This window comes from Sphingobacterium chungjuense, from assembly GCF_011316935.1.
Taxonomy (GTDB): Bacteria; Bacteroidota; Bacteroidia; order Sphingobacteriales; family Sphingobacteriaceae; genus Sphingobacterium; species Sphingobacterium chungjuense.
This window is the reverse complement of record NZ_WLYS01000004.1, coordinates 447,330-467,586: the sequence shown is the minus strand read 5'-3', so window position 1 is coordinate 467,586 and position 20,257 is coordinate 447,330. Positions and strand designations below refer to the sequence as shown.

Genomic DNA, 20,257 nt, shown 5'->3' with positions numbered 1-20,257 from the left:
TTGTTTGATTAATAAGGAATGAAGTGGTGTATTTGGCTAGATTATATAGTTTGCGCGCGATCCAGCCTGTGTACAAGCACTCTTTCCAGTTTGTTATTTGGATTGAATAATTATTTTTCCATTTTCCTGTCGGTAGGTGGTTCCGGTAGCTAAGCAGATCATCTCCAAAATGTCTTCCATGTCATCCTGCGCTGTGAATTCGCCCGAAAATTTGTGGTCGTCTGCTAAGGATGGTTCGAGAATAATAGCGATGCCGTAGCGTTGCTTTAGCTTTTGGGCAATATTTTGAAAGTTGTCATCATGGAACAGCAGAGAACCCGATGTGGTTGCAGGATGTATAAATTGTCTTACTTGATCGTCTGTCTTGCTGTACACTAGACTGTCGGCAGCGATTAAGGTGTATTTTTTACTCGGATTATGCAGTGAGGATACGGCCACTTTTCCAGTCTTTACAGCGATGTGCCACAGCGATTCGTTTTCGTAAGAACGAATTCGAAATGAAGTACCAAGTACTTCGGTTTGCATCGCTGGGCCTTTAATCCTAAAAGGTCGGGAAGCATCTTTCTGCACTTGAAAGAAAACCTGTCCAGTGACCAAATGAATAGTACGTGCGGTATCCGACTGAAATTCTGGGCCAACTTCCATCTGCGAATTTTCCTCCAATATGATGGTCGAACCATCTGCTAGTGTGATGTGCTTCGTTTCGCCAGCACCTGTTTGGTAGATCAAGTGTTCCGGTTGAAAGAAATGATATAGACCAAAGGTCAGTAACAGCGAGGCAGCCGCTGCGGTAGCAGCACTCCAGATGGAAATGTGGTTATTCCCTGTTTTTGGTTCTTCATAATCTGCTGTACGCGTTGCTTCCTCGATGTGTAACCACATCTTTTCGCGGATGGCTTCCTGCTCATCTTGGCTATGCGGTAGCGGTTTTTTTGCTAAAAAGGAAAGCCACTGTCGCAGTGCTTCCGTCTGTTTTATGGTGTTTTTCTTTTTAAGGTAGTTTTCTACGATTTGCTGAATTTCTTTCCGCTGCATATAAGTACTGTTCGTTACTTATAAGTCTCGAAAAGATAGGGGGAGGACTAGTGAGCCGTGTTATGAAATCGTTACCTACCTATTAAAGATTGGTGCACGAATCTCCGGTTTACAACTGGTTCAAGAAAAATGCTACAGCTAAATAGGCCGCATCGCCCAATTGTGTACGCAGTTTGCGTCGGGCGGCAGCCAAGTGGTTTTTTACGGTAGCCTCTGAGATGAGCAATTTTTCCGCGATTTGCGGAATAGAAAGGCATTCTACGGTTCGTAGGTAAAAAACCTGTCGCATTTTTTCAGGTAAGAGTTTGACCTGTCGGTCGATTTCCTCTTGTAACTCTTGCACCAAAATTGGATCAACGGCTTCTGCAAAGCTGTCTACTAAAGCGTTTTCTAATGGGATATTTCGCTTGTTGTGACTTAATTTGGTCTGCAGTCGGGTGAGGGTTTTATAACGAACTGCTCCAAAGAGGTAATTGTCGATGCTAGTTTGGATTTGTAGTTCGTAGCGTCGATCCCAAAGGTTGATAAAAACCTCTTGTACCACATCTTGCGCATCATCATTATCCTTTAACAAATGGTAAGCAAGTCGATACAGTCGTTCCCAGTTACGTTGAAAAATAATGGATAGTTGAGCATGACTCAGCACATGGTGCGTCGCCAAATCCAGCGAATTATCTAAGTCGCTGATATGATCTTCATGGGTAGGTGATACGGGCATCGACCACAAAGGTCGTAAGCAAAGATTAAGGGAAAATTAAAAGAGCGTAAGGATACTGTTATAGTTTGTTGCTACAGATATCTGTTTTGATTACAGCAAAAAAAATCCTCCGGAAGAATTCTTCCGGAGGATTTTCGATACATTCAATATGTTATTAAAGGTAATTTAACCGCGTTTTGCTAAGGCAATCTTCGTGTCTAATTCTTTTACCAACTTATCTACATTGGGTTCCGATCCAGAGTTTTGGAAACGGATAAAACCTTCTTTGTCGATAATGACTTTCGCAGGGATACCTTGGATACCATAAGCCGTTACCGTTGCTTTTGAGCGATCTTTCATTTCGTCAAATAGCACGTTGAAGTTATAGTTGTTTTTGGCGATAAACTCGTCCACTAGTTCTTTGTAGTTTTCTTCGCGTTGCCATGTATCGATAAACAAAAACTCCACTTCATCATCGTTCGCATATTTGTTCACGGCTGCTTGCATACCAGGGAATGAAATGATACATGGTCCGCACCAAGTCGCCCAGAAATCTAATACGACTACTTTACCTTTCAAAGAAGCTAAGGAAACTTCTTTGCCTTCGCGGTTCATTAATGTAAATGCAGGCGCTTCCTCTTTCTTCATCTCTTGCTCATATTTTGCAAAATATGCTTCTGTCATTTGCTTGTCCAAGTTGGCAAGATGTGCTTGGAAGTCAGCTTTGTCACCATGTACGTCTTTGTACAACACCTGTGCTTCTGCTACGATCGTAGAGTCCTTGCCATTCGCGGCGATGAACTTTTCGTAAGTTTCCAAAGCTTTTGCTTTGTCCCCTTTTTGCGCGTAGGCGTTGCCTAATGACCGAGCATTTTGCAAGGCATAATAACCGCCATCATGAGATTCTTCCAACGAAGATTGCGTAATCGCTATGGCTTCATCATAGTTTTTTTCTTCAGTCAGCAACGTAGCGTATTGTGGCGCTATTGCATTATACGAATACGCATTATTACTTCTCTTAGTTTGGGGATCTTCTGATTCCGCGGCAGCCTTACCAACAGCATAAGCATCTTTCAATAAGGAAGAGTACGTGCTCAGATCCTGTTTTTCTGCTTCTGCCTTGGCAAAGGCATTCGAGATGGCGGTCACATAGTAATCAGAACCTTTTAGTTGTTTTAAGAGTTCTTGTGTCTTCGCTGTATTCGACTCTTTGATATAGCGGGACGATAAGTGATATAGACCAGCTTGATAGATGGCTTGATCTTTTTCGGCATAATTAGCAGCAGGATATTTCTGTGCCCAAGCAGTATATTGTTGCTCTAAATCAGTTGCCGAAGCATCTTCGCCAACTTCTTTCATCATGTCAGAATACGCTTTGTTGCGCACAAACTTTCCTTGAGGATATTGAGTTTCAATTGACGCTCGAATTTCTTGTGCACGTGCTTCATCATCGAGAGCTCTCTCGTATACCATGGCCGCTAGACTCATTTGGTCTTCATCTTTTTTCAGAACCAATGCTTCAGCTTCTTTTTTCAAGAGGACTTTGTCTTCGGCTGTGCCACTTGTTGCTAATTTGTTGATCTGTGCTACAATTTCTTCGTAGGTCGCCCCCTCTTTAGCGGCCACTACTTCCTGCGCATTAGCTTGCTGGAAATATAATACAGCGCTGCAGGCCAGCGCGATCCATTTTATCTTTTTCATCATGTTGTACCTTACTTTAGTTTCTCAGATAGATGTTTATGACCTTCCGTTGTTGGGTGAAGATCTGTTTGTGTATACTTTCTTATTTGTGTAATGAAAATTTGTATATCGTCTTAGACTGATATTCTTGCCCTTTGTCAAGGACCACCGAAGGAAATTCGGGCATATTTGGCGAATTGGGGAAGTGCTGCGTTTCAAAACACAAGCCCGTGTACGGTGTGTAGGCTTTTCCAGCCTTGCCCGTATCTTGGCCAAATAAATGATTGCCGGTATAAAAATGTACCGATGGCTCTGTGCTGAAAACTTCCAGCTGAATGCCCGAAGAAGCTGATCGTACCGTAGCTAAAGGTTCTTGATCACCAACAGTTACGACATAGCTGTGGTCAAATCCTTTGGCTACTTCCTGTTGCGGATTACTTAAGTCCAGTTGATCCGAGATAAGTGTTTCGGCTCGGAAATCAAATGGCGTATTCGCAACCTCTTCGCCCGTATTTAGTGGGATTTGATCTGCATTGGTCGGGATATATTGACTAGACGGAATGCGTACATAATGATCCAGTATTTCACCTTGGCCTTCGCCATGCAAATTGAAATACGCGTGATTAGTCAGATTAAGCACTGTCTTTTGATCCGTGACTGCTCTGTAAGCAATTTTCAATTCATTTGCATCCGTCAACTCGTAAGATACATGCACATTAAGATTGCCGGGAAACCCGCTTTCCTCGTCATTTGCTGTATAATAAAAGTCGACTTTATGCTGCAAGCTTACTTGGCGATCCCATACGCGATCATGAAATCCATCGCTACCACCGTGCAGGCAGTTGCTACCGTTGTTTTTCTCCAGCAGATATTCTCGTCCGTCTAGCTCAAAGCGCGCATTCGCAATGCGATTCGCATAGCGACCCACCGTAGTTCCTAAAAACTTTGCTTCTGCGGTCAAATAATCTCCAATGTTATCAAAACCTAAGATCACATCTGTCGGTGCACCTTGTTGGTTGGGCACGATAATGCTCACAATCCGTGCGCCATAATCGGTGAGCGCAACCTGCATACCGGCCTGATTTTGAAGCACAATAAGATGCGTATTTTTGTCGCGATGTTTTGTTTTGAATTGTGCTGGATCAGGTAGCTGATAAGTGATCATATGAGATTGTTGTTTCTATTTGGTGACTAAAGATAACGAATATTTTCAATCTCGGCAAATGGTAGATCAGCGTCTAAAAGTGGATCGCTGAGCATTCCCCTTCTCCCGATTAAACCGTATATTTGGCGGTCAAAACACGATATTGCATGCAGTGGAAACAACTATTATCGGCTAAAAGGTGGGGCTACGAAGCCCGAGAAATGAATGATCAGATTGATGCGCGCTCTGAGTTTCAGCGTGATTATGATCGTCTGATATTTTCGTCACCTTTTCGCCGATTGCAAAATAAAACGCAGGTATTTCCATTGCCCGGATCCGTGTTTGTACACAACCGATTGACACATAGTTTAGAAGTAGCCAGTGTGGGCAGGTCTTTAGGTCGATTATTTTACATGATGACCAAAAAGAGTAATCCCAATATCGATATCGAGGTTCCTTTCCTACAAGAGGTAGGCAATATTGTTTCGGCAGCTTGTCTGTCACATGATTTGGGAAATCCCGCTTTCGGTCATTCCGGCGAAGCCGCTATCTCTTCTTACTTCACCGACGGTGCAGGCTTACATTTTAAAGAACAGGTTACAGAGGCGCAATGGGCAGATCTAACCCATTTTGAAGGTAATGCCAATGCGCTACGCATTTTGACGCATCCTTTCAATGGTAAAGATGATAAAGGTTTTGCGCTCACGTATACCAGTCTGGCAGCGATTGTTAAATATCCTTGTCGTGCTATTGATGGCCATATAAAAGGTAATCATCATCGTAAGAAATATGGCTTCTTTGAGGGTGAAAAGCCTATTTTTGACAAGATTGCGGCCGAACTTGGTTTGAACACCGACCCTGAAAATCCAGACGGATATTTGCGTCACCCGTTGGTCTATCTGGTAGAAGCCGCCGATGATATTTGTTATAATATTATCGATCTGGAAGATGCGCATCATTTACGGATTCTGTCGTATCAAGAAGTAGAAGCGCTATTGTTGCCGCTTTGCGGCGATGCGAATCTGCGCGAGCGATTGGATGGATTGGCCGACGAAGGAAGTCGCGTGTCCTTGTTGCGTGCAAAAGCCATTAATACCTTAATCCACGGTTGTGCCAAGGTGTTCACGGATCATCAAGTCCAATTATTAGAAGGAACTTTTCAATCTTCTTTGATGGACGCGCTGGATCAGCCATTGGTCGATCAGATGAAACGCATTGAAAAACTGTCCATAAAACGGATCTATAACGCACCAAATGTGGTACAGATCGAGATTGCTGGTTTTAAGGTAATGAATGCTTTGTTGGGCGAATTCTTGCCCGCTTATCTTAAAACCAATAAAACTAAGTTCGATGAAAAGGTCGTCGCGATGATTCCAGAACAGTTTCATGCCGCATCAGATGATGTGTATAGCAAGATTCGCTCTGTGCTAGACTTTGTGTCGGGCATGACCGATGTGTATGCCGTAGATTTGTACCGTAAAATTCAAGGAATCACCATTCCTTCCTTAGACTAAACAAGATCCTGACGTTTCGATACGAAAAAGCATGAAAGTAGTAATTGCGGAGAAGCCATCTGTCGCGCGAGATTTGGCGCGAGTGATGGGAGCGAAAGATATTAAAGATGGCTATATCGAAGGAAATGGTTATGCTTTTACCTATGCGTTTGGGCATTTGGTGCAATTATGCACCCCGCAAGCGTATGGTTATCATAGCTGGGCGGCCAGCAACTTGCCGATCATTCCGCCTGCGTTTGCACTGGAAGTAAAAAAGGTGCGCAAAGATGGCCGTCAAGTAGATGATGGCGGCGCAGCGAAGCAATTGAATACGATCAAAGGCTTGTTGGACAAAGCCGAAGAAATCATTGTGGCAACGGATGCAGGGCGCGAAGGCGAATTGATTTTTCGCAATATTTATTATTACCTCAAATCTGATGTGCCGTTCAAGCGTTTGTGGATTTCGTCGCAAACGGACAAAGCCATCAAAGCGGGCTTTGCCGCACTGAAAGAAGGGAAGGAGTACGATAGCTTGTATATGTCGGCGCGATCTCGTTCGGAATCCGACTGGCTGATTGGTATCAATGCCACGCAAGCTATTACGCTGGCAGCCGGCAACAAAGGTTTACTTTCCTTGGGTCGTGTGCAAACACCAACTTTGGCCATGATCTGCGCGCGCTATCTGGAAAATCTTGATTTCAAGCCGCAAGCCTTTTTTAAGATTCAAGCTGGTTTTGAAAAAGACGGTATTTCTTTCACGGCGACTTCCAATAAGTTCGACAAAAAAGAAGATGCCGATGCACGATTCGCGCAGCTCAAAGTCGGAGATAACGCGGAAGTGATGCAGGTAGAAGCCAAAGAAACGAAAGAGCAACCACCGCTCTTGTACGATCTGACTACGCTGCAACAAGATGCTAACAAGAAATACGGTTATTCTGCCGATCAAACGCTCAGCATTGCACAAACATTGTACGAGAAAAAAGTGATTACTTATCCACGTACGGGCTCGCGGTATATTGGAGAAGATGTGTTCGAAACCATCGATCCTTTATTCCAACATTTGGCAGCTACTGCTCCAGAAAATATTGCGGCGATTAGTCGAAACCTGATTGGAGCGAAGCTCAATAAGCGCTCGGTAGACGACAAGAAAGTCACTGATCACCATGCTTTGCTCGTGACCGATGAAAAACCGGGACCGATGCCCAAAGATCAACAACATGTGTATGAGATGATCGCGAAGCGAATGGTCGAGAGTTTTTCCGAAATATGTATTAAAGACATCACGACCGTGGTGCTCAAAGCCGCAGATACGGAACTTATTGCCAAAGGAACGGTGATCCGTCAGTACGGCTGGCGCTTATCTGCCGAACAAGTAGAACCCGCCGCAGAAGACGAAAAAGGCAATGAAGATCAGGATAATGAAAATGCGCAATTGCCCAAGTTGACGACGGGTGAATGGCATGCCATGCGTTCGCTGGCCTTGTCCGAGCGCTTTACCAAAGCCAAGCCTGTGCATACCGAAGCTTCGTTATTAAAGGCAATGGAAACTTCGGGTAAGGAAATCGAAGACGAGGAAATGCGTCAAGCGATGAAAGACTGTGGATTAGGAACGCCAGCCACGCGCGCTGCGACCATCGAAACTTTGTTTCAACGAGAATACATCCGTCGGGAAAAGAAAAAATTGGTACCTACCGATAAGGGATTGACGATCTATAATCTGGTGAAGGATCGCTCGATTGCCAAAGTCACCCTAACAGGTAAGTGGGAGCAGAAACTTGAAGAGATGCGCGCCAACAAAGTGTCTTACGACGTATTTATGAAGCATATCAAAGATTACACGGCGAAGATTACGGGTGAGTTGCTGCAATTGAAAATTGCCATTGCACAGGAAGAAGCCAAGCCGCAGCAAAAAGGCAAGATTAAGTGTCCGAAATGCGAACCGGGCAACATCCATCTCTACGAAAAAATCGCGCAGTGTGATCGCTATGCACAAGGTTGCGACTTTAAGATTTGGCGCACCTTGAATGGCGTATTCTTGGAAGAAAAGGAAATGAAAAACCTGTTGGAGAAAGGAAAAACTTCGGTGCTGAAAGGCGTGAAGAATAAGCAAGGCCAACTGGTAGAGGCGGCCTTGACATTCGAAAATCTGCGCGTTAGCCCGGTAGAATAAACGAGCTAGCGATTAAAGGTATAACCGACGGTCCATTCGATGAAATCGGCCTTGCCCATATGTGCTTTGATCGATACACCGGCATTGATATTTTGGTATACATAATAACGTGCTCCTGCACGTAGAAAGAACTTGTTTATTTCTCCATTGAAGACCTGATTGTGGATATAATATCCCACATTGCCATTCAATACTAATCGTTGATTGAGCACATGCGCTAAATAAAACGACGGGCCGCCCGAAATTTTCGAACCTAGATCGCCTGATTTATCGCCCGCAATTTCATTATCATTGCCAGAAGAAGAATAGAAAAGGTCTAAACCGCCTCCGATACGCCATTTATGGCTCACGTGCCGGCTCGCATAGGCGCTTACGGTAGATTTGAAATACAGATGATCATTATCTTCACTAAGCTGTTTAACACCGGCGCCATAGTTGATGTGGAAAAGCGTTCGTCTGCTGTAAGACGGAATATCGGCTTTTCTTGCATGTACGGGCATCGGGTTCGGTTGATAATTAACCGAAATCGTGACGGGAACTAGATTCACACCAGAATTGGGCAAAGCCAATGCGCCATTGGAAAAATGATGGAAGGCCAAACCTAATCCTGCACGCCATTTGGGGTGAAACGTATATTGAGCGCGAATACCGAAATCTATAAATACATTGTTCTTCGAGCCAATAACAAGATTCAAAGGATTATCCTCCTCATCGAATGGGTAAAAATTTCCTGATAAACCTAATCCAATGCGATAATCATAAGACCAGCGGCTGTGCTCACGCGGTGCGATCGGCGTCTGTACGAATCCATACAATGCATATGGATTACCGATGATATCATTATTGAACGTGCTGGAGTAAAATCCTATTCCATAAATCGGATTGTTGTATAACTCAAAATAAGGATCTGTTTTATCACGTTGCTGCCAGCCAATTTTGAAGTTTACGCCTTCATAATAGGCGTCTTGATAGGCTACACGCGCATTTTTCTGCTGCAGAATACCGCCATTCTCTATCTCCATTTCAAAAATAATAGGAGATTTTCGCTTTGCGATAGAATCCGTTTGTGCGTATACATTATTTGCAGACACGATAAAAAAGAAAATGTATAGCGTAAGTAGACCTCGCACGAATAGAATTTATTGAATAAGGCGCAAAAATACGTACATTTTTAGAATTTTTTGTTTCGCTGTAGTCATCATCCGCCATTTTTTCGTCATTAGCTAATCAAACTATCAAATAACTTATCCAAAGCCCTACCTTTGTTTGAGATATGGCGACACGACTCTACAACCCTTTTCAAGACTTCACATTTGATAATAAGACTTGTTTTTTGACCGGCAAAGCCTTGCATTCTGCCGATGAACAAATTCAGGTATTTCCAGTATGGATGATGCGTGCTTTCAATTTGGAAGAACAGCCCTTCAAGATGCTGGATGAAAGTTTTTCTACCTACAAAAAGTTGAAGTTGCCCTGCTCTGCGGACGCAGCTCTGCAGCTAGAATCGGTAGAATCTGCGGTAGAACGCGCTATGGCTGTTGGTTATGATGCGGTGAAGGAATTGCCAACTACCATTTTATTCCAGTGGGTAGCCAAGATTCTGTATGGTGTCGTGTTTAATGAAATACAAGCCGGAATTCGACAAGCTACCATGAGCGGGGAGGAGATGAACTTCTCGCAGGCTTTGGTGCACAAATTTCGCAATCTGCATACGATGTTGCAATCGGCCATTCACCCCATGGAATTTGAAAATAGAAACCCATTCTCGGTGTTGGTTCTTCCTGTGGAGAATGCGCCGGAAACCTTTATCTACCGTGACGAGATCAATACCTTGATATTCTCCTTGCGGATGAATGATTTTGCGATCATTGCTACGCTACAGGATAATGGCACACATGCTATCTATCATGAAGATGTGCTGGCAATGATACATGGTAAGGTATTGCATCCGATTCAATTCGAAGAAATCTGTGCACGTTATTTCTACTCGGCTTATTTATTTAATAAGTTGCCAGAATACACCTATATGGATACACCCAACATGATCTACGTAGAGCCAATGCCGATGCAAGATTGGACGATGAAACCTATTTTCGATCATTGGCAGGTGAAAACTTATGGACAGGTGTTGGAGAATTTTTGGAAACCTTGGGGATATACGCTTTTTGAGATCATCAAAAATCCTGAAGAGCCGATGAGCTTTATCTCCGATGAAGACGGAAATTTTCGGGATAAGGTCGATCTTCCCCTTGCTTAAGCGGTCTTGGTCTGCGCTGCACACTTCTTCTTACTTCGTGGAGTGATTTTTGTTTCTTTCCTCTCTGAAAGGTAGGAACAAACATATGCAGACGATAAAATACATATTCTCGATCGCGCTTGGGCTTTCGCTGAGCGCCGTGATGACCTCGGCTTATGCCCTTAAAAAAAATCATATCTCGGTGGATACCATTTATACCGAGGTAGATGTTATTCCACGATTTTCGGGTGGTGCGAGAGGCTGGAGCAACTTCCTGAATAAAAATCTGAACGTTCGTAATATACAAGAAAGCATCGACGAAGATAGCTACATCAGCTTCGGACTAGTGCAGCAAGCCAATCTGGAGTTTACCGTGTGTGAAGATGGTAAAGTCTGCGACATAGAAGTGCTCAACGCCGATAAGATCAGTCCCGAGTTCAAAGAAGAAGTAATGCGCGTGATGCAACGTTCACCACGCTGGAAACCAGCGCTGCGCGATGGTCAGCCTGTGAAGACCCGTTTCCGGCAACCGGTCGTGATCAATTTAAAAGACCGTTAAACAGCAGCGGCTTTTTGCGGTTTCATTTCTTCTTTCAGGAATCTACCCGTTTCACTTTTCTTCACTTTGATCAGATCTTCTGGTACGCCAGCAAATAGCATTGTGCCGCCTGCTGCTCCACCTTCAGGTCCCATATCAATCACCCAGTCTGCTGTTTTGATCACATCCAAGTTGTGCTCAATAATCAAAACACTATTTCCGCGATCTACTAAACGATTGATGACGCCCATCAAGACATTCACATCCTCAAAGTGTAATCCAGTGGTTGGCTCATCCAGGATGTAAAACGTACTTCCTGTATCTTTCTTGGATAATTCGGTCGCTAGCTTGACACGTTGTGCTTCACCGCCAGACAATGTCGTAGATGATTGTCCTAAAGTGATATATCCTAAACCAACATCTTGCAAGGTTTTGATCTTACGGAAGATGGATGGGATATTCTCAAAGAATTCCACGGCCTCGTCAATACTCATGTGCAACACATCCGCAATCGATTTTCCGCGGTAGCGTACTTCCAATGTTTCGCGATTATAGCGCTTGCCATGGCACGTTTCACAAGGAACTTGCACATCAGGTAGGAAGTTCATCTCAATAATCTTCATACCAGCTCCCTGGCAGGTTTCACAACGCCCACCTTTCACATTGAAAGAAAAACGTCCCGGTTTGTAACCTCGGATCTTGGCTTCCGGCAGTTGGACGAATAGCGTGCGAATGTCGGAGAATACACCAGTATACGTCGATGGATTCGACCGTGGAGTTCGTCCGATCGGACTTTGGTCAATCTCGATCACCTTATCGATATGCTCTAGCCCTTCGATGGATTTGTAAGGAAGCGGTGTCGCTTTCGCACGAAAGAAATGATGGTTCAAGATCGGATACAGCGTTCCTGTGATCAAACTGGATTTTCCAGAACCCGATACACCCGTGACAGCGATGAGTTTTCCTAACGGAAATACCGCATTTACTTTTTTCAAGTTATGTCCTGTTGCTCCCGACAGCACCAATTCTTTGCCATTGCCTTCACGTCGTGTGGCAGGAATGGCGACTTCTTTTCTACCGTTTAGATAAGCTGCGGTCAGCGTATCTGCTTTCAGAATATCTTTTGGTGTACCTTCTGCCACGACTTTACCGCCGTGTAAACCAGCTTCCGGCCCCATGTCGATCACATAATCGGCATGCAAGATCATATCTTTATCATGCTCTACGACCAATACTGAATTACCGATATCACGCAGATTTTTTAAAGCATGAATCAGGCGTTCGTTGTCGCGCTGGTGCAAACCAATACTCGGCTCATCCAAAATATACAATACATTGACCAACTGAGAACCAATCTGCGTGGCCAATCGGATACGTTGCGCCTCGCCGCCCGAAAGGGTTTTCGAACTACGGTTGAGCGTAAGGTAGGTAAGTCCGACATCTAGCAGGAAGCCCAAACGCGTACGGATCTCTTTCAAAATCTCAGTCGCAATGGTGCGCTGGCGATCGTTCAAGCGATCTTCTAATCCTTCGAACCAAGCGTGTAAGTTAGAGATATCTGTAGATGCCAACTCATAGATATTCTTGTCGTCTATCTTAAAGTGAAGCGATTCTTTTTTCAATCGAGCACCTTGGCACGTAGGGCAGATTACTTTAGTACGAAAATCTTCAACCGGACGGCTATCTTCCTGTTGTTTTGGAGCGTGCTCCTCCAACATCGTAAAGATGCCTTGAAAATTAACTTTATATTCTCTGGCGCCGTAGCTACCATAGGAAACGGTGAGTGGAATAGGCTCGTCTGCACCGTACAAAAGCAGATCTATTTGCTCTTCCGTCAGTTTACTGATCGGCGCAGTAAGCGAAAAGTCGAATTTAGTGGCGATGGCTTTAATGATGGCCGAGGTCCACGATTCGCGCAGCGCGCCAATCGGTACAATAGCACCTTTCTGAATGCTCAAAGAACGGTCGGGGATGACCATTTGCTTATCGATCTCAAATACATAACCAAGTCCGTCGCACTTCGGACAAGCGCCATAAGGCGAGTTGAACGAGAACGTGTTGGGCTGTGGCTCGTCGTAGGAAATGCCGGATTCTGCATCCATCAAATAACGGCTGTAGAAATTCTCCTTATCTTCTTTGTTGACGATCTTGATAATTCCTTTAGCGGTTTTCAACGCTTGCAATACCGAGGTGTACAAACGCTTGCGATCGTCTTCGTTTACGTACAATCGATCGATAACAATCTCGATATCGTGGATTTTGTATCGGTCTACCTGCATTTTAGCAACCACATCTAAGATGTCGCCATCCACGCGTACTTTGGTATAACCTTGTTTACGTATTTGCTCGAATAGTTCACGGTAATGTCCTTTCCGGCCTTTGATAACTGGTGCTAGAATGTAGATGGGGTCGCCTGCATACTCGTCCATAATACGATCGATGATCTGATCGTCGGACATGCGCTCCATCTTGCGGCCGCTAGCATAAGAATACGCTTCACCGGCACGCGCATAAAGCAAACGTAAGAAATCATAAATTTCGGTAATAGTACCGACGGTGGATCTCGGGTTTTTCGAAGTGGTCTTCTGTTCGATAGAAATAACAGGACTCAATCCCGATATTTTATCCACATCGGGTCGTTCCATGCCACCCAAAAATTGCCGGCTGTACGCCGAAAAAGTTTCCATGTAACGGCGTTGTCCCTCGGCATAGATGGTGTCGAAGGCCAAGGATGACTTTCCACTCCCGCTTAAGCCGGTGATCACGACCAGCTCATTACGCGGAAAGGATACATCAATGTTTTTAAGATTGTGTACCCTTGCTCCAAAAACCTCTACCTCACGTTGTTCACCCAGATCTACCGTCTTATCTTTTGCCATTAGAATCCTGATTTATGCAGGTGGCAAAGTTACGCATTTTAAAGACGACTTTTGCGTTTTGCTTGGGTATACTTCGTGCTTACTTGCTGGTAGTGCGTAAGTAAATTTTGCCATGCGTCGTGCGCAAGTTGATGTTTTCACCACCACCATTAATCGTACCTTGAATTCGATTGGAGGAAGAACCAGAAATAGTAAAGGACTGTGGTAATTCAGAAAAAGCAGATTCCATCGCCACATTGGCAGATTCCATCGCTTGTTCTATCACTGTTCCAATCGAGTCAGATAAGCCTTCAGATTGAAGATCAATGCTCATCTTGTTCCTTAAACTATCGGTATTCACGTAAGTTTTAGTTTTTGCCAATACAATCGTAGCATCTTTTTGCTTCGTGGTCGGCTTCAAGTCAATATTGAGTTCTTCTGCTGCAAAAATTTCTCCCATAGTGGTCCGCAGTTCTAAATTAGCAGGCGTTGATTTGGGGATAGCGACATCGATAAAACCTAAGGTTGAAACTAAGGAGACAGGTCCTTTCACGGGCTTGTCTAATACGGCTTCGATGTTTCCATGTACCGTTTTAATGGTCATAGGGCCAGTTACTTGCTGCAGTTTTACATCGCCAAATGTATTACTCACTTCGATCTCTGATAGCAAATCCTTTAATGTAATAGTGCCTTCTGTCCAGCTTGAAAGCGATTTTACCGCCAATGAAATTTTATTTGGTAAGCGAAGGTGTATTGAATCCAATTTTTGACGATTTACGACGCTGAGTATAGCGATACCGTCTGATTCGGTCAGTTGTAGTCCAACACCGGTATTGTCTTTTAAGCCGGAGCTATTAATGCCTTGCAAACCCGCTGCACGCTCATCTTGTTCTGAACGTTCAACCCAAGTGGAAACTATGACTTCATTACCATCATATCCTTCTACCGATACGGAACTAGCATTCACGAGTAGTTTGCCGCTATTTTTCTTAAATCGGTATTCTTTTTTTTCACGATTCGTGTTATTGGATTGTGCTGAATTAAATGCATCTTCGCCAAATACCGCCTGAGGTGGTCTTTTAGGTTGTGTTTGCGCTGTACCCCAAGTACACATAGCTAACAAAGCTATTACGCTGCTGATTATTTGTGTTTTCATAGTCTTGTGTTTACCAATTTTTCATTAATACGGCATACGCCTGATTTTTTACGAGGTCAATAGCCAAAGGATCGTCTACGATTGCTTCCAAACGTTTGGTCGTGGCATCATTAATCTTTAAATCTTCTGTTTCAGCCATGGCCTGCATCAATTCCACTTGCATAGTTGCATCTTTTTGTTGTAGAAATGCGTCCTGAATTTGTTCTTCCTTTTGCGCCGCAGAGGCATGTTCCATGAAGATGTCATACGCTGCCAAACGGATGTTTTCATTTGGGTCGCTCGCCATGAGGTATTGGATTTTTTCCATGCCTGCATCCGGTACATAATCCATACTCGCCAATTGCAATACGCCTTCCATTCGGTTGATGGCAGAGCTTTCATCTGCTAGCAAAGCATAAGATTTCTCCAATGGATCTTCTATCTCGACCTGTTTTGATCGATCTTCTTGGATCTGTTTTTGCGGTTGTCTTGTCGTTGCTTGTGCCGTACGCGCATCGATATCATACGTCAATCCATCCTTGTCAGGACTAACCTTCGATGTTGGTTGATCAACAGTTGGACCTTGTGCACTGTTGTTATTTTCCGGTTGTGCTTGTTGTGCGATTTGAGAATTTGTATCTTCTTCTACAATGGCATTGCTTGCATTGAACTGTTTCCAGATGATTCCGCTCACCATTAATATCGCCACAATCGATGCCGCAGCATACCATATACGTGCTGGGCGCATGCGCTTGACCGGAGTAACCGCTTCTTCTTGCTCCGCTGCCACCTCGATTTGCTGCGGTAATTTTCTCTTAATCTGATCCCAAACAAGCGGTGAGGGCTGATGCCGATCAAACGCCTGCCTATTCTCGTTCACAAATTTTTTCAGTTTATCTTCCATAACACCCTTTCTCCTTTATCATTTGTGCTATTTTTTGCTTCGCTCGGTGATACTGACTACGTACCGCCGTGTGTGATAGACCTAGTGTTTCTCCGATCTCTTCTTGCGACATATCCTCAAAAAGAAACAGATTGACGATGGTCTTTGCCGTATCAGGCAGTTTTTCTATTGCCTGTTCGATATCCTCTATGCGACTTTGCTGCCACTCGTTCTCTTCGTCATCCCGTAGTATTTCCGATCCTTGTACTTCATCGATATCCGTAAAATAGATACGACGTTTGCGCAAATGGGAAATGCTTTTGTTGATGGCAATACGCTTTGTCCACGCTTCGAAGCTATCCAATTCTACTAGGCGATTCACATTCGAAAATACATTGACAAATACTTCCTGCAAGAGATCTTCTGCTTCGGCTATATTATTGACGAGCCGATAGATCGAATTGTAGATCGATGTAGCATACCGCTCGTATAGCCGAGTATACCCGCTGTCTTTACCAGCAAGACATAAGTCTATTAACTCCTTATCGGTCCAGCTCGCTTTCACCTTTTTATTTTACCCTAATGTCTTTCATCTTGTTTCTATACTATAGTCGCCATCGTTCATACAATGTTGCAAATTATTATAAAAAAACTTATTCATAGCAGAAAAGCCACCCGTTAAGGTGGCTTTTTGATCTGTTATGCAGGTTACTTGATTGCTAATAGCGTTTACTGCACATTTGCTTTTGTGAAGCCAGCTACGTGACCATCTGATACATGAATGATCTGTTTGGCTTGTGTACCATTCAATTCGTAGTAACCTGTTACGCCCGTTTTTGAAGGTGCATTAACGCGTAGGATAATTCTGCCATCAATTTCAAATGCTGCATAAGCGCCACCCGCATTGGTCGATAACTCTAAACCTTCTACCGCAGTAATCGCTTTGGAACTGATATCTACTACGTGGTACTTCCAGATTTCACCCGTATTAATATTATTCGGTGTTAACGAAAGCGGTACCGAATTCGAGAATACAATCAGTTTGCCATTTTTGGCCAATAAACCGGTGAATTTACCCGTATCTACCGAATAGATATCGGAGTATTTCAATTCCCAGCTAGTATCAATGTCTGTTTCCGCAGCTTTGATGCGTGCAATTTTAGAGCGTCCGCCCAATGCACCAGGACCTCCTTGGCATAGGATGTACAAATCACCGTTGGTGTCAAAAGAATACATTTCATTATCATTGATAAAAGCGATGGATTGTGTATTCGGAATAGTAATGGTTTTCTCATATTTCTGCGTAGCCAAATCAATCACCGCAATAGAAACATCGTTGAATACGTCATTGAACATACCTCTCGCCATACCTGTACCGCTACTATATACGACATCAGCATAGAGCTTGCCACCTTTTATGGCTAAGAAGTGTTGTCCAATCCCTTGGAAAGTGATACGACTATCATTTCTGGTTAATATGGCTTCGAAATCTACGTCGATCTTGCCTGTTTTTTGTACCGATTCTGGGTTAAATGTTTGGATTCCCCAAGGCTCATTGCCATCCCAGTAGTAACCTTTGGTATCGTTTTCGATCACAAAATTACCAGAGCCGTTCAAGGTATTGCCAGTGATGATTGATGCACCGTAAGAGATCACACCTTGCGAAGTAATATTTAGTTGGTGGATACCGCGTTCAAAGCTCGCGTTAAACATTTTATAGACGTTGCCATTATGCGTACGCCATCCTTCATTGGCTTGTCCTTGGCGAGCAGTAGGCTGTTGTGCATTGGAAATAGTTCCTGAGGGGAACTCCGCATAGCTGCTCATAAAGCCAGGTTTCAATTGCGTGACCTCGCTCATGGTTTGTATTAGATAGACACTTTCTGTTTCGTTTCCCGGATTTGGAGCGTCATCCGAGCAAGCGGTCAATCCGAATAAAGAGAGCGCAAGTGCTTGAAATATAAATCTAGTTTTCATGTGCATTGAATAGTTGATAGGTGAGTTTTAAGTGAAAGCTACGTCCGGCGCGTTGTACGCGGAAGTAATCGTATAATCGGGCATCCAGCATGTTTTTAACTTCCATGCTGATGCGGTATTTGTCGTTTTTCATGCGGTAGCTCAAACCACCGCTTAGTAGATTTTGGTTGGGAATGATGAGGTCGGATGCTACGCTCGCGCTGCCTGATAATCCTAGAAAACCTCCGGGCTCGGCTTGGCGAGGGATCGTCTCCAAGTAGAACTCGCGCACAAAATTGTAATTCAAATAGATGTCCAATCTATTGTCGGGCTTTCCAACCCCATCGATATGCGCATTCAATCCAAGATTCGCAAAGAAATAAGGCGTATTTTGCAATCGCGTTCCATTGCGCCACTGATCACTAGGTAAGTCAAAGCCCATTAGCCGAAGACTTTGCCAAGTAGCATTACCTCTCACATCCAAGAAGGAATTGATCGGATGTGTCAAATCCAGCTCTACGCCATAACCTTCTACGTTATTGATGTTCTGAAATTGTGCGTATGGTGCTAATACGGGAACTAATAGGATTAATCCTTTAGTACGTCGGTAGAATGTGTTGACTTCGTAGTTCAGATTGCGGAATCGGTTGCGCGTACCCAAATTGAAGTTGAGACTGCGTTCTGGATTAAGATCGAAGTTTGGAACAGTCCACACCGCATCACCAAATAACTCATCGATCTCGGGAATACGATACGCGTATTCGCTCGAGAAGCGTACATTTCTATCTGCATCCCACTCATATTTTAACGATCCGCCAGCACCAAAGTAGCTCTTGGAAACGGACGATTCCTCGTTTTCCGAAATAGGCCGATTAGCCCACGCCTCAGTGCCTACTGAACGATAATGATACCATTTGCCCATAATAGAATATGACCAACGGTCGCTTACTTTTCCCGACCAGTCCAATCCCAATACTTGTTTGTCAAATCGCGTACGCGCCGAAAGTACGTCTACATCGGAGTCGGCAAAGCGTGGGCCAAATGGATCTTCGCCTGTTCGCTTGCTACTTGTTACCGTATAATTGGCAGACAAGATGTTATTTGCCTTCCATCGCCAACTGGCCGTCGTGCGAGAAGTGATCTGTTGGATGCGAATGTCGGATAAGGATGGGCGCCCACTTTCGCCAATATTTCCCGGCGTCGGGGTAAAATTGCCAAACCAATCGTAGCGGCCTTGTACCGTATCGACTGTGTTAAATTTCAAGGTATTGGCTACGGCAAATTGTTCAATCGTCAAACGGTCGTCGAAAAAGCTGCCAACATAGCGTAAGGTTGGGATCACAGAAGATTGCTTAGCTAAGGCTGCACCGTAAGGTGAAGTCATCAAAACAGGATGCTGTTGCTGTCGCTCTACATCAAAGTAAGCAAGGCTGAATCGTAAATCCTTGGCCCATGGCTTATCTTTCACACCAACAAATGCCTCACCATACACGCCGCGATACGCATTGTGAAATAGCTCGACGGATTGCTCACTCGGATTGCCCGTGCTGGGATCAGGCACCATGACAAACGCATTGTAATTATTGTCAGAGTAATTATAAAAAGCTTCTAAACCAGTGTAAAAGCCATTTTTCTTACGGGTGGATGCATTGACAGCAAAACGATGCGTGTTGAAGGAAGCGATTTCATAACTGGCATCCAATTGATCGCCTACCGGCAAACCTTTGGTCACTAAATTGACCGCCCCGCCCAAAGCATCTGCGCCTAATGAGATGGGCAACACGCCTTTAAAAACTTCTACGCGCTCCAGCGAATTGACTGGAATATTGTGAATGCCGTATCCGCCAGCCAAGTAATTCAAAGGAATACCATCTTTGAAATAGCGTACCGCGCGCCCTTGAAAACCATTGACCGAAACATCCACCGCATTGCCCAATCCGCCGCTTTGGCGAATGCGCACACCCGGCGAGCGATTAATCAACTCGGCCAAGGTAACGGGTTGCTCTGCCACCGCACGCGTATCCACAACGATTGCACGAATCGCTTGTTTGCCCGCGCGCTCGGTGTCGGATTGTCCCATGACTTGCACTTCAGCAATCTGGCTGTCTGCTGCAGAAAGTGTAATATCTAGATACAATGATTTGTTCGCTACTTTTTGCACGATTTCCTCTTGTTCGCGGTATCCAATGCCCGACAACCGAACTATTTGTGTACCATTGGCAACATCGCGAAAGACAAAGCCGCCCAAAGAATCGGTACTGGCGCGCTGATCACCTAAAATTACCGTAATGCCTGCCAAAGGCGTAGCTTGCACATTCTTCACACGACCGTATACATCCGAGTGTTGTTGGGCGTAAGAAGTGCATATCCAGCAAAAAGTGATGAACAAAAAGAAGCTTGATTTTGTGCTCATGTAGCGGCAGAAATAATAT

At 44.3% G+C, this 20,257-nt stretch carries 15 protein-coding genes; 4 read left to right on the top strand and 11 right to left on the bottom strand.

Translation table 11 applies throughout. The features are described from left to right. Positions 1-93 precede the first annotated feature (93 nt). From GKO22_RS12630 to GKO22_RS12615, 4 genes are all read right to left on the bottom strand, one after another. The gene (locus GKO22_RS12630) at positions 94-1,035 is read right to left on the bottom strand and encodes a FecR family protein (RefSeq protein ID WP_166335550.1); all 942 of its coding nucleotides are present in this window, start codon (positions 1,033-1,035) and stop codon (positions 94-96) included. Between the two features lie 109 nt (positions 1,036-1,144). Next, positions 1,145-1,753, bottom strand: coding sequence for an RNA polymerase sigma factor (locus GKO22_RS12625; protein WP_166335548.1), 609 nt, complete (start codon positions 1,751-1,753; stop codon positions 1,145-1,147). A gap of 165 nt (positions 1,754-1,918) precedes the next feature. Next, the gene (locus tag GKO22_RS12620; protein ID WP_166335546.1) at positions 1,919-3,436 is read right to left on the bottom strand and encodes a redoxin family protein; all 1,518 of its coding nucleotides are present in this window, start codon (positions 3,434-3,436) and stop codon (positions 1,919-1,921) included. Positions 3,437-3,515: 79 nt separating this feature from the next. Beyond that, positions 3,516-4,577: an aldose epimerase family protein gene (locus GKO22_RS12615; protein ID WP_206367893.1), complete on the bottom strand. Its 1,062-nt coding sequence runs from the start codon at positions 4,575-4,577 to the stop codon at positions 3,516-3,518. Positions 4,578-4,723: 146 nt separating this feature from the next. Between GKO22_RS12615 and GKO22_RS12610 the strand changes: the two genes are divergently transcribed. Then, positions 4,724-6,070 carry a deoxyguanosinetriphosphate triphosphohydrolase gene (locus tag GKO22_RS12610; RefSeq protein WP_166335544.1) on the top strand — a complete coding sequence of 449 codons (1,347 nt, stop codon included), beginning with the start codon at positions 4,724-4,726 and terminating at the stop codon, positions 6,068-6,070. A 31-nt stretch (positions 6,071-6,101) separates the two neighbouring features. Continuing rightward, complete coding sequence (gene topB / locus GKO22_RS12605; protein ID WP_166335542.1) at positions 6,102-8,219, top strand: type IA DNA topoisomerase; 2,118 nt, start codon at positions 6,102-6,104, stop codon at positions 8,217-8,219. Positions 8,220-8,224: 5 nt separating this feature from the next. Here topB and GKO22_RS12600 read toward each other — a convergent pair whose 3' ends face one another. After that, positions 8,225-9,310, bottom strand: coding sequence for an acyloxyacyl hydrolase (locus tag GKO22_RS12600; RefSeq protein WP_317165712.1), 1,086 nt, complete (start codon positions 9,308-9,310; stop codon positions 8,225-8,227). A 182-nt stretch (positions 9,311-9,492) separates the two neighbouring features. On the opposite strand from GKO22_RS12600, the gene GKO22_RS12595 reads away from it, so the two are divergent. After that, entirely contained in the window at positions 9,493-10,476 is a 984-nt protein-coding gene (locus tag GKO22_RS12595) for a hypothetical protein (protein ID WP_166335540.1), read from the top strand. Between the two features lie 85 nt (positions 10,477-10,561). Next, positions 10,562-11,014 (top strand): energy transducer TonB, encoded by a 453-nt coding sequence (locus tag GKO22_RS12590; protein WP_166335539.1) that lies wholly within the window; start codon positions 10,562-10,564, stop codon positions 11,012-11,014. Here the strand turns inward: GKO22_RS12590 and uvrA are convergent. The 6 genes from uvrA to GKO22_RS12560 form a co-directional block, all read right to left on the bottom strand. Then, positions 11,011-13,872 carry an excinuclease ABC subunit UvrA gene (gene uvrA, locus GKO22_RS12585; RefSeq protein WP_166335537.1) on the bottom strand — a complete coding sequence of 954 codons (2,862 nt, stop codon included), beginning with the start codon at positions 13,870-13,872 and terminating at the stop codon, positions 11,011-11,013. The genes GKO22_RS12590 and uvrA overlap by 4 nt on opposite strands. A gap of 79 nt (positions 13,873-13,951) precedes the next feature. Beyond that, entirely contained in the window at positions 13,952-15,007 is a 1,056-nt protein-coding gene (locus GKO22_RS12580) for a DUF4097 family beta strand repeat-containing protein (protein ID WP_166335535.1), read from the bottom strand. Between the two features lie 10 nt (positions 15,008-15,017). Next, complete coding sequence (locus GKO22_RS12575) at positions 15,018-15,890, bottom strand: hypothetical protein (protein WP_166335533.1); 873 nt, start codon at positions 15,888-15,890, stop codon at positions 15,018-15,020. Continuing rightward, positions 15,880-16,434, bottom strand: coding sequence for an RNA polymerase sigma factor (locus GKO22_RS12570; protein WP_166335531.1), 555 nt, complete (start codon positions 16,432-16,434; stop codon positions 15,880-15,882). The genes GKO22_RS12575 and GKO22_RS12570 overlap by 11 nt, the downstream gene beginning before the upstream one ends. 164 nt (positions 16,435-16,598) lie before the next feature. Continuing rightward, positions 16,599-17,846 (bottom strand): hypothetical protein, encoded by a 1,248-nt coding sequence (locus GKO22_RS12565; RefSeq protein ID WP_166335529.1) that lies wholly within the window; start codon positions 17,844-17,846, stop codon positions 16,599-16,601. After that, positions 17,836-20,238 (bottom strand): TonB-dependent receptor domain-containing protein, encoded by a 2,403-nt coding sequence (locus GKO22_RS12560; RefSeq protein ID WP_166335527.1) that lies wholly within the window; start codon positions 20,236-20,238, stop codon positions 17,836-17,838. Before GKO22_RS12560 ends, GKO22_RS12565 begins: the two co-directional genes overlap by 11 nt. Positions 20,239-20,257 lie beyond the last annotated feature (19 nt).

Bases quoted from the DNA above. Each gene is read 5' to 3' on its own strand.
- GKO22_RS12560 (WP_166335527.1), bottom strand. From the start codon at position 20,238: ATGAGCACAAAATCAAGCTTCTTTTTGTTCATCACTTTTTGCTGGATA.
- GKO22_RS12620 (WP_166335546.1), bottom strand. From the start codon at position 3,436: ATGATGAAAAAGATAAAATGGATCGCGCTGGCCTGCAGCGCTGTATTA.
- GKO22_RS12580 (WP_166335535.1), bottom strand. From the start codon at position 15,007: ATGAAAACACAAATAATCAGCAGCGTAATAGCTTTGTTAGCTATGTGT.
- GKO22_RS12610 (WP_166335544.1), top strand. From the start codon at position 4,724: ATGCAGTGGAAACAACTATTATCGGCTAAAAGGTGGGGCTACGAAGCC.
- GKO22_RS12575 (WP_166335533.1), bottom strand. From the start codon at position 15,890: ATGGAAGATAAACTGAAAAAATTTGTGAACGAGAATAGGCAGGCGTTT.
- GKO22_RS12565 (WP_166335529.1), bottom strand. From the start codon at position 17,846: ATGAAAACTAGATTTATATTTCAAGCACTTGCGCTCTCTTTATTCGGA.
- uvrA (WP_166335537.1), bottom strand. From the start codon at position 13,872: ATGGCAAAAGATAAGACGGTAGATCTGGGTGAACAACGTGAGGTAGAG.
- GKO22_RS12615 (WP_206367893.1), bottom strand. From the start codon at position 4,577: ATGATCACTTATCAGCTACCTGATCCAGCACAATTCAAAACAAAACAT.
- GKO22_RS12595 (WP_166335540.1), top strand. From the start codon at position 9,493: ATGGCGACACGACTCTACAACCCTTTTCAAGACTTCACATTTGATAAT.
- GKO22_RS12625 (WP_166335548.1), bottom strand. From the start codon at position 1,753: ATGCCCGTATCACCTACCCATGAAGATCATATCAGCGACTTAGATAAT.
- GKO22_RS12630 (WP_166335550.1), bottom strand. From the start codon at position 1,035: ATGCAGCGGAAAGAAATTCAGCAAATCGTAGAAAACTACCTTAAAAAG.
- GKO22_RS12590 (WP_166335539.1), top strand. From the start codon at position 10,562: ATGCAGACGATAAAATACATATTCTCGATCGCGCTTGGGCTTTCGCTG.
- topB (WP_166335542.1), top strand. From the start codon at position 6,102: ATGAAAGTAGTAATTGCGGAGAAGCCATCTGTCGCGCGAGATTTGGCG.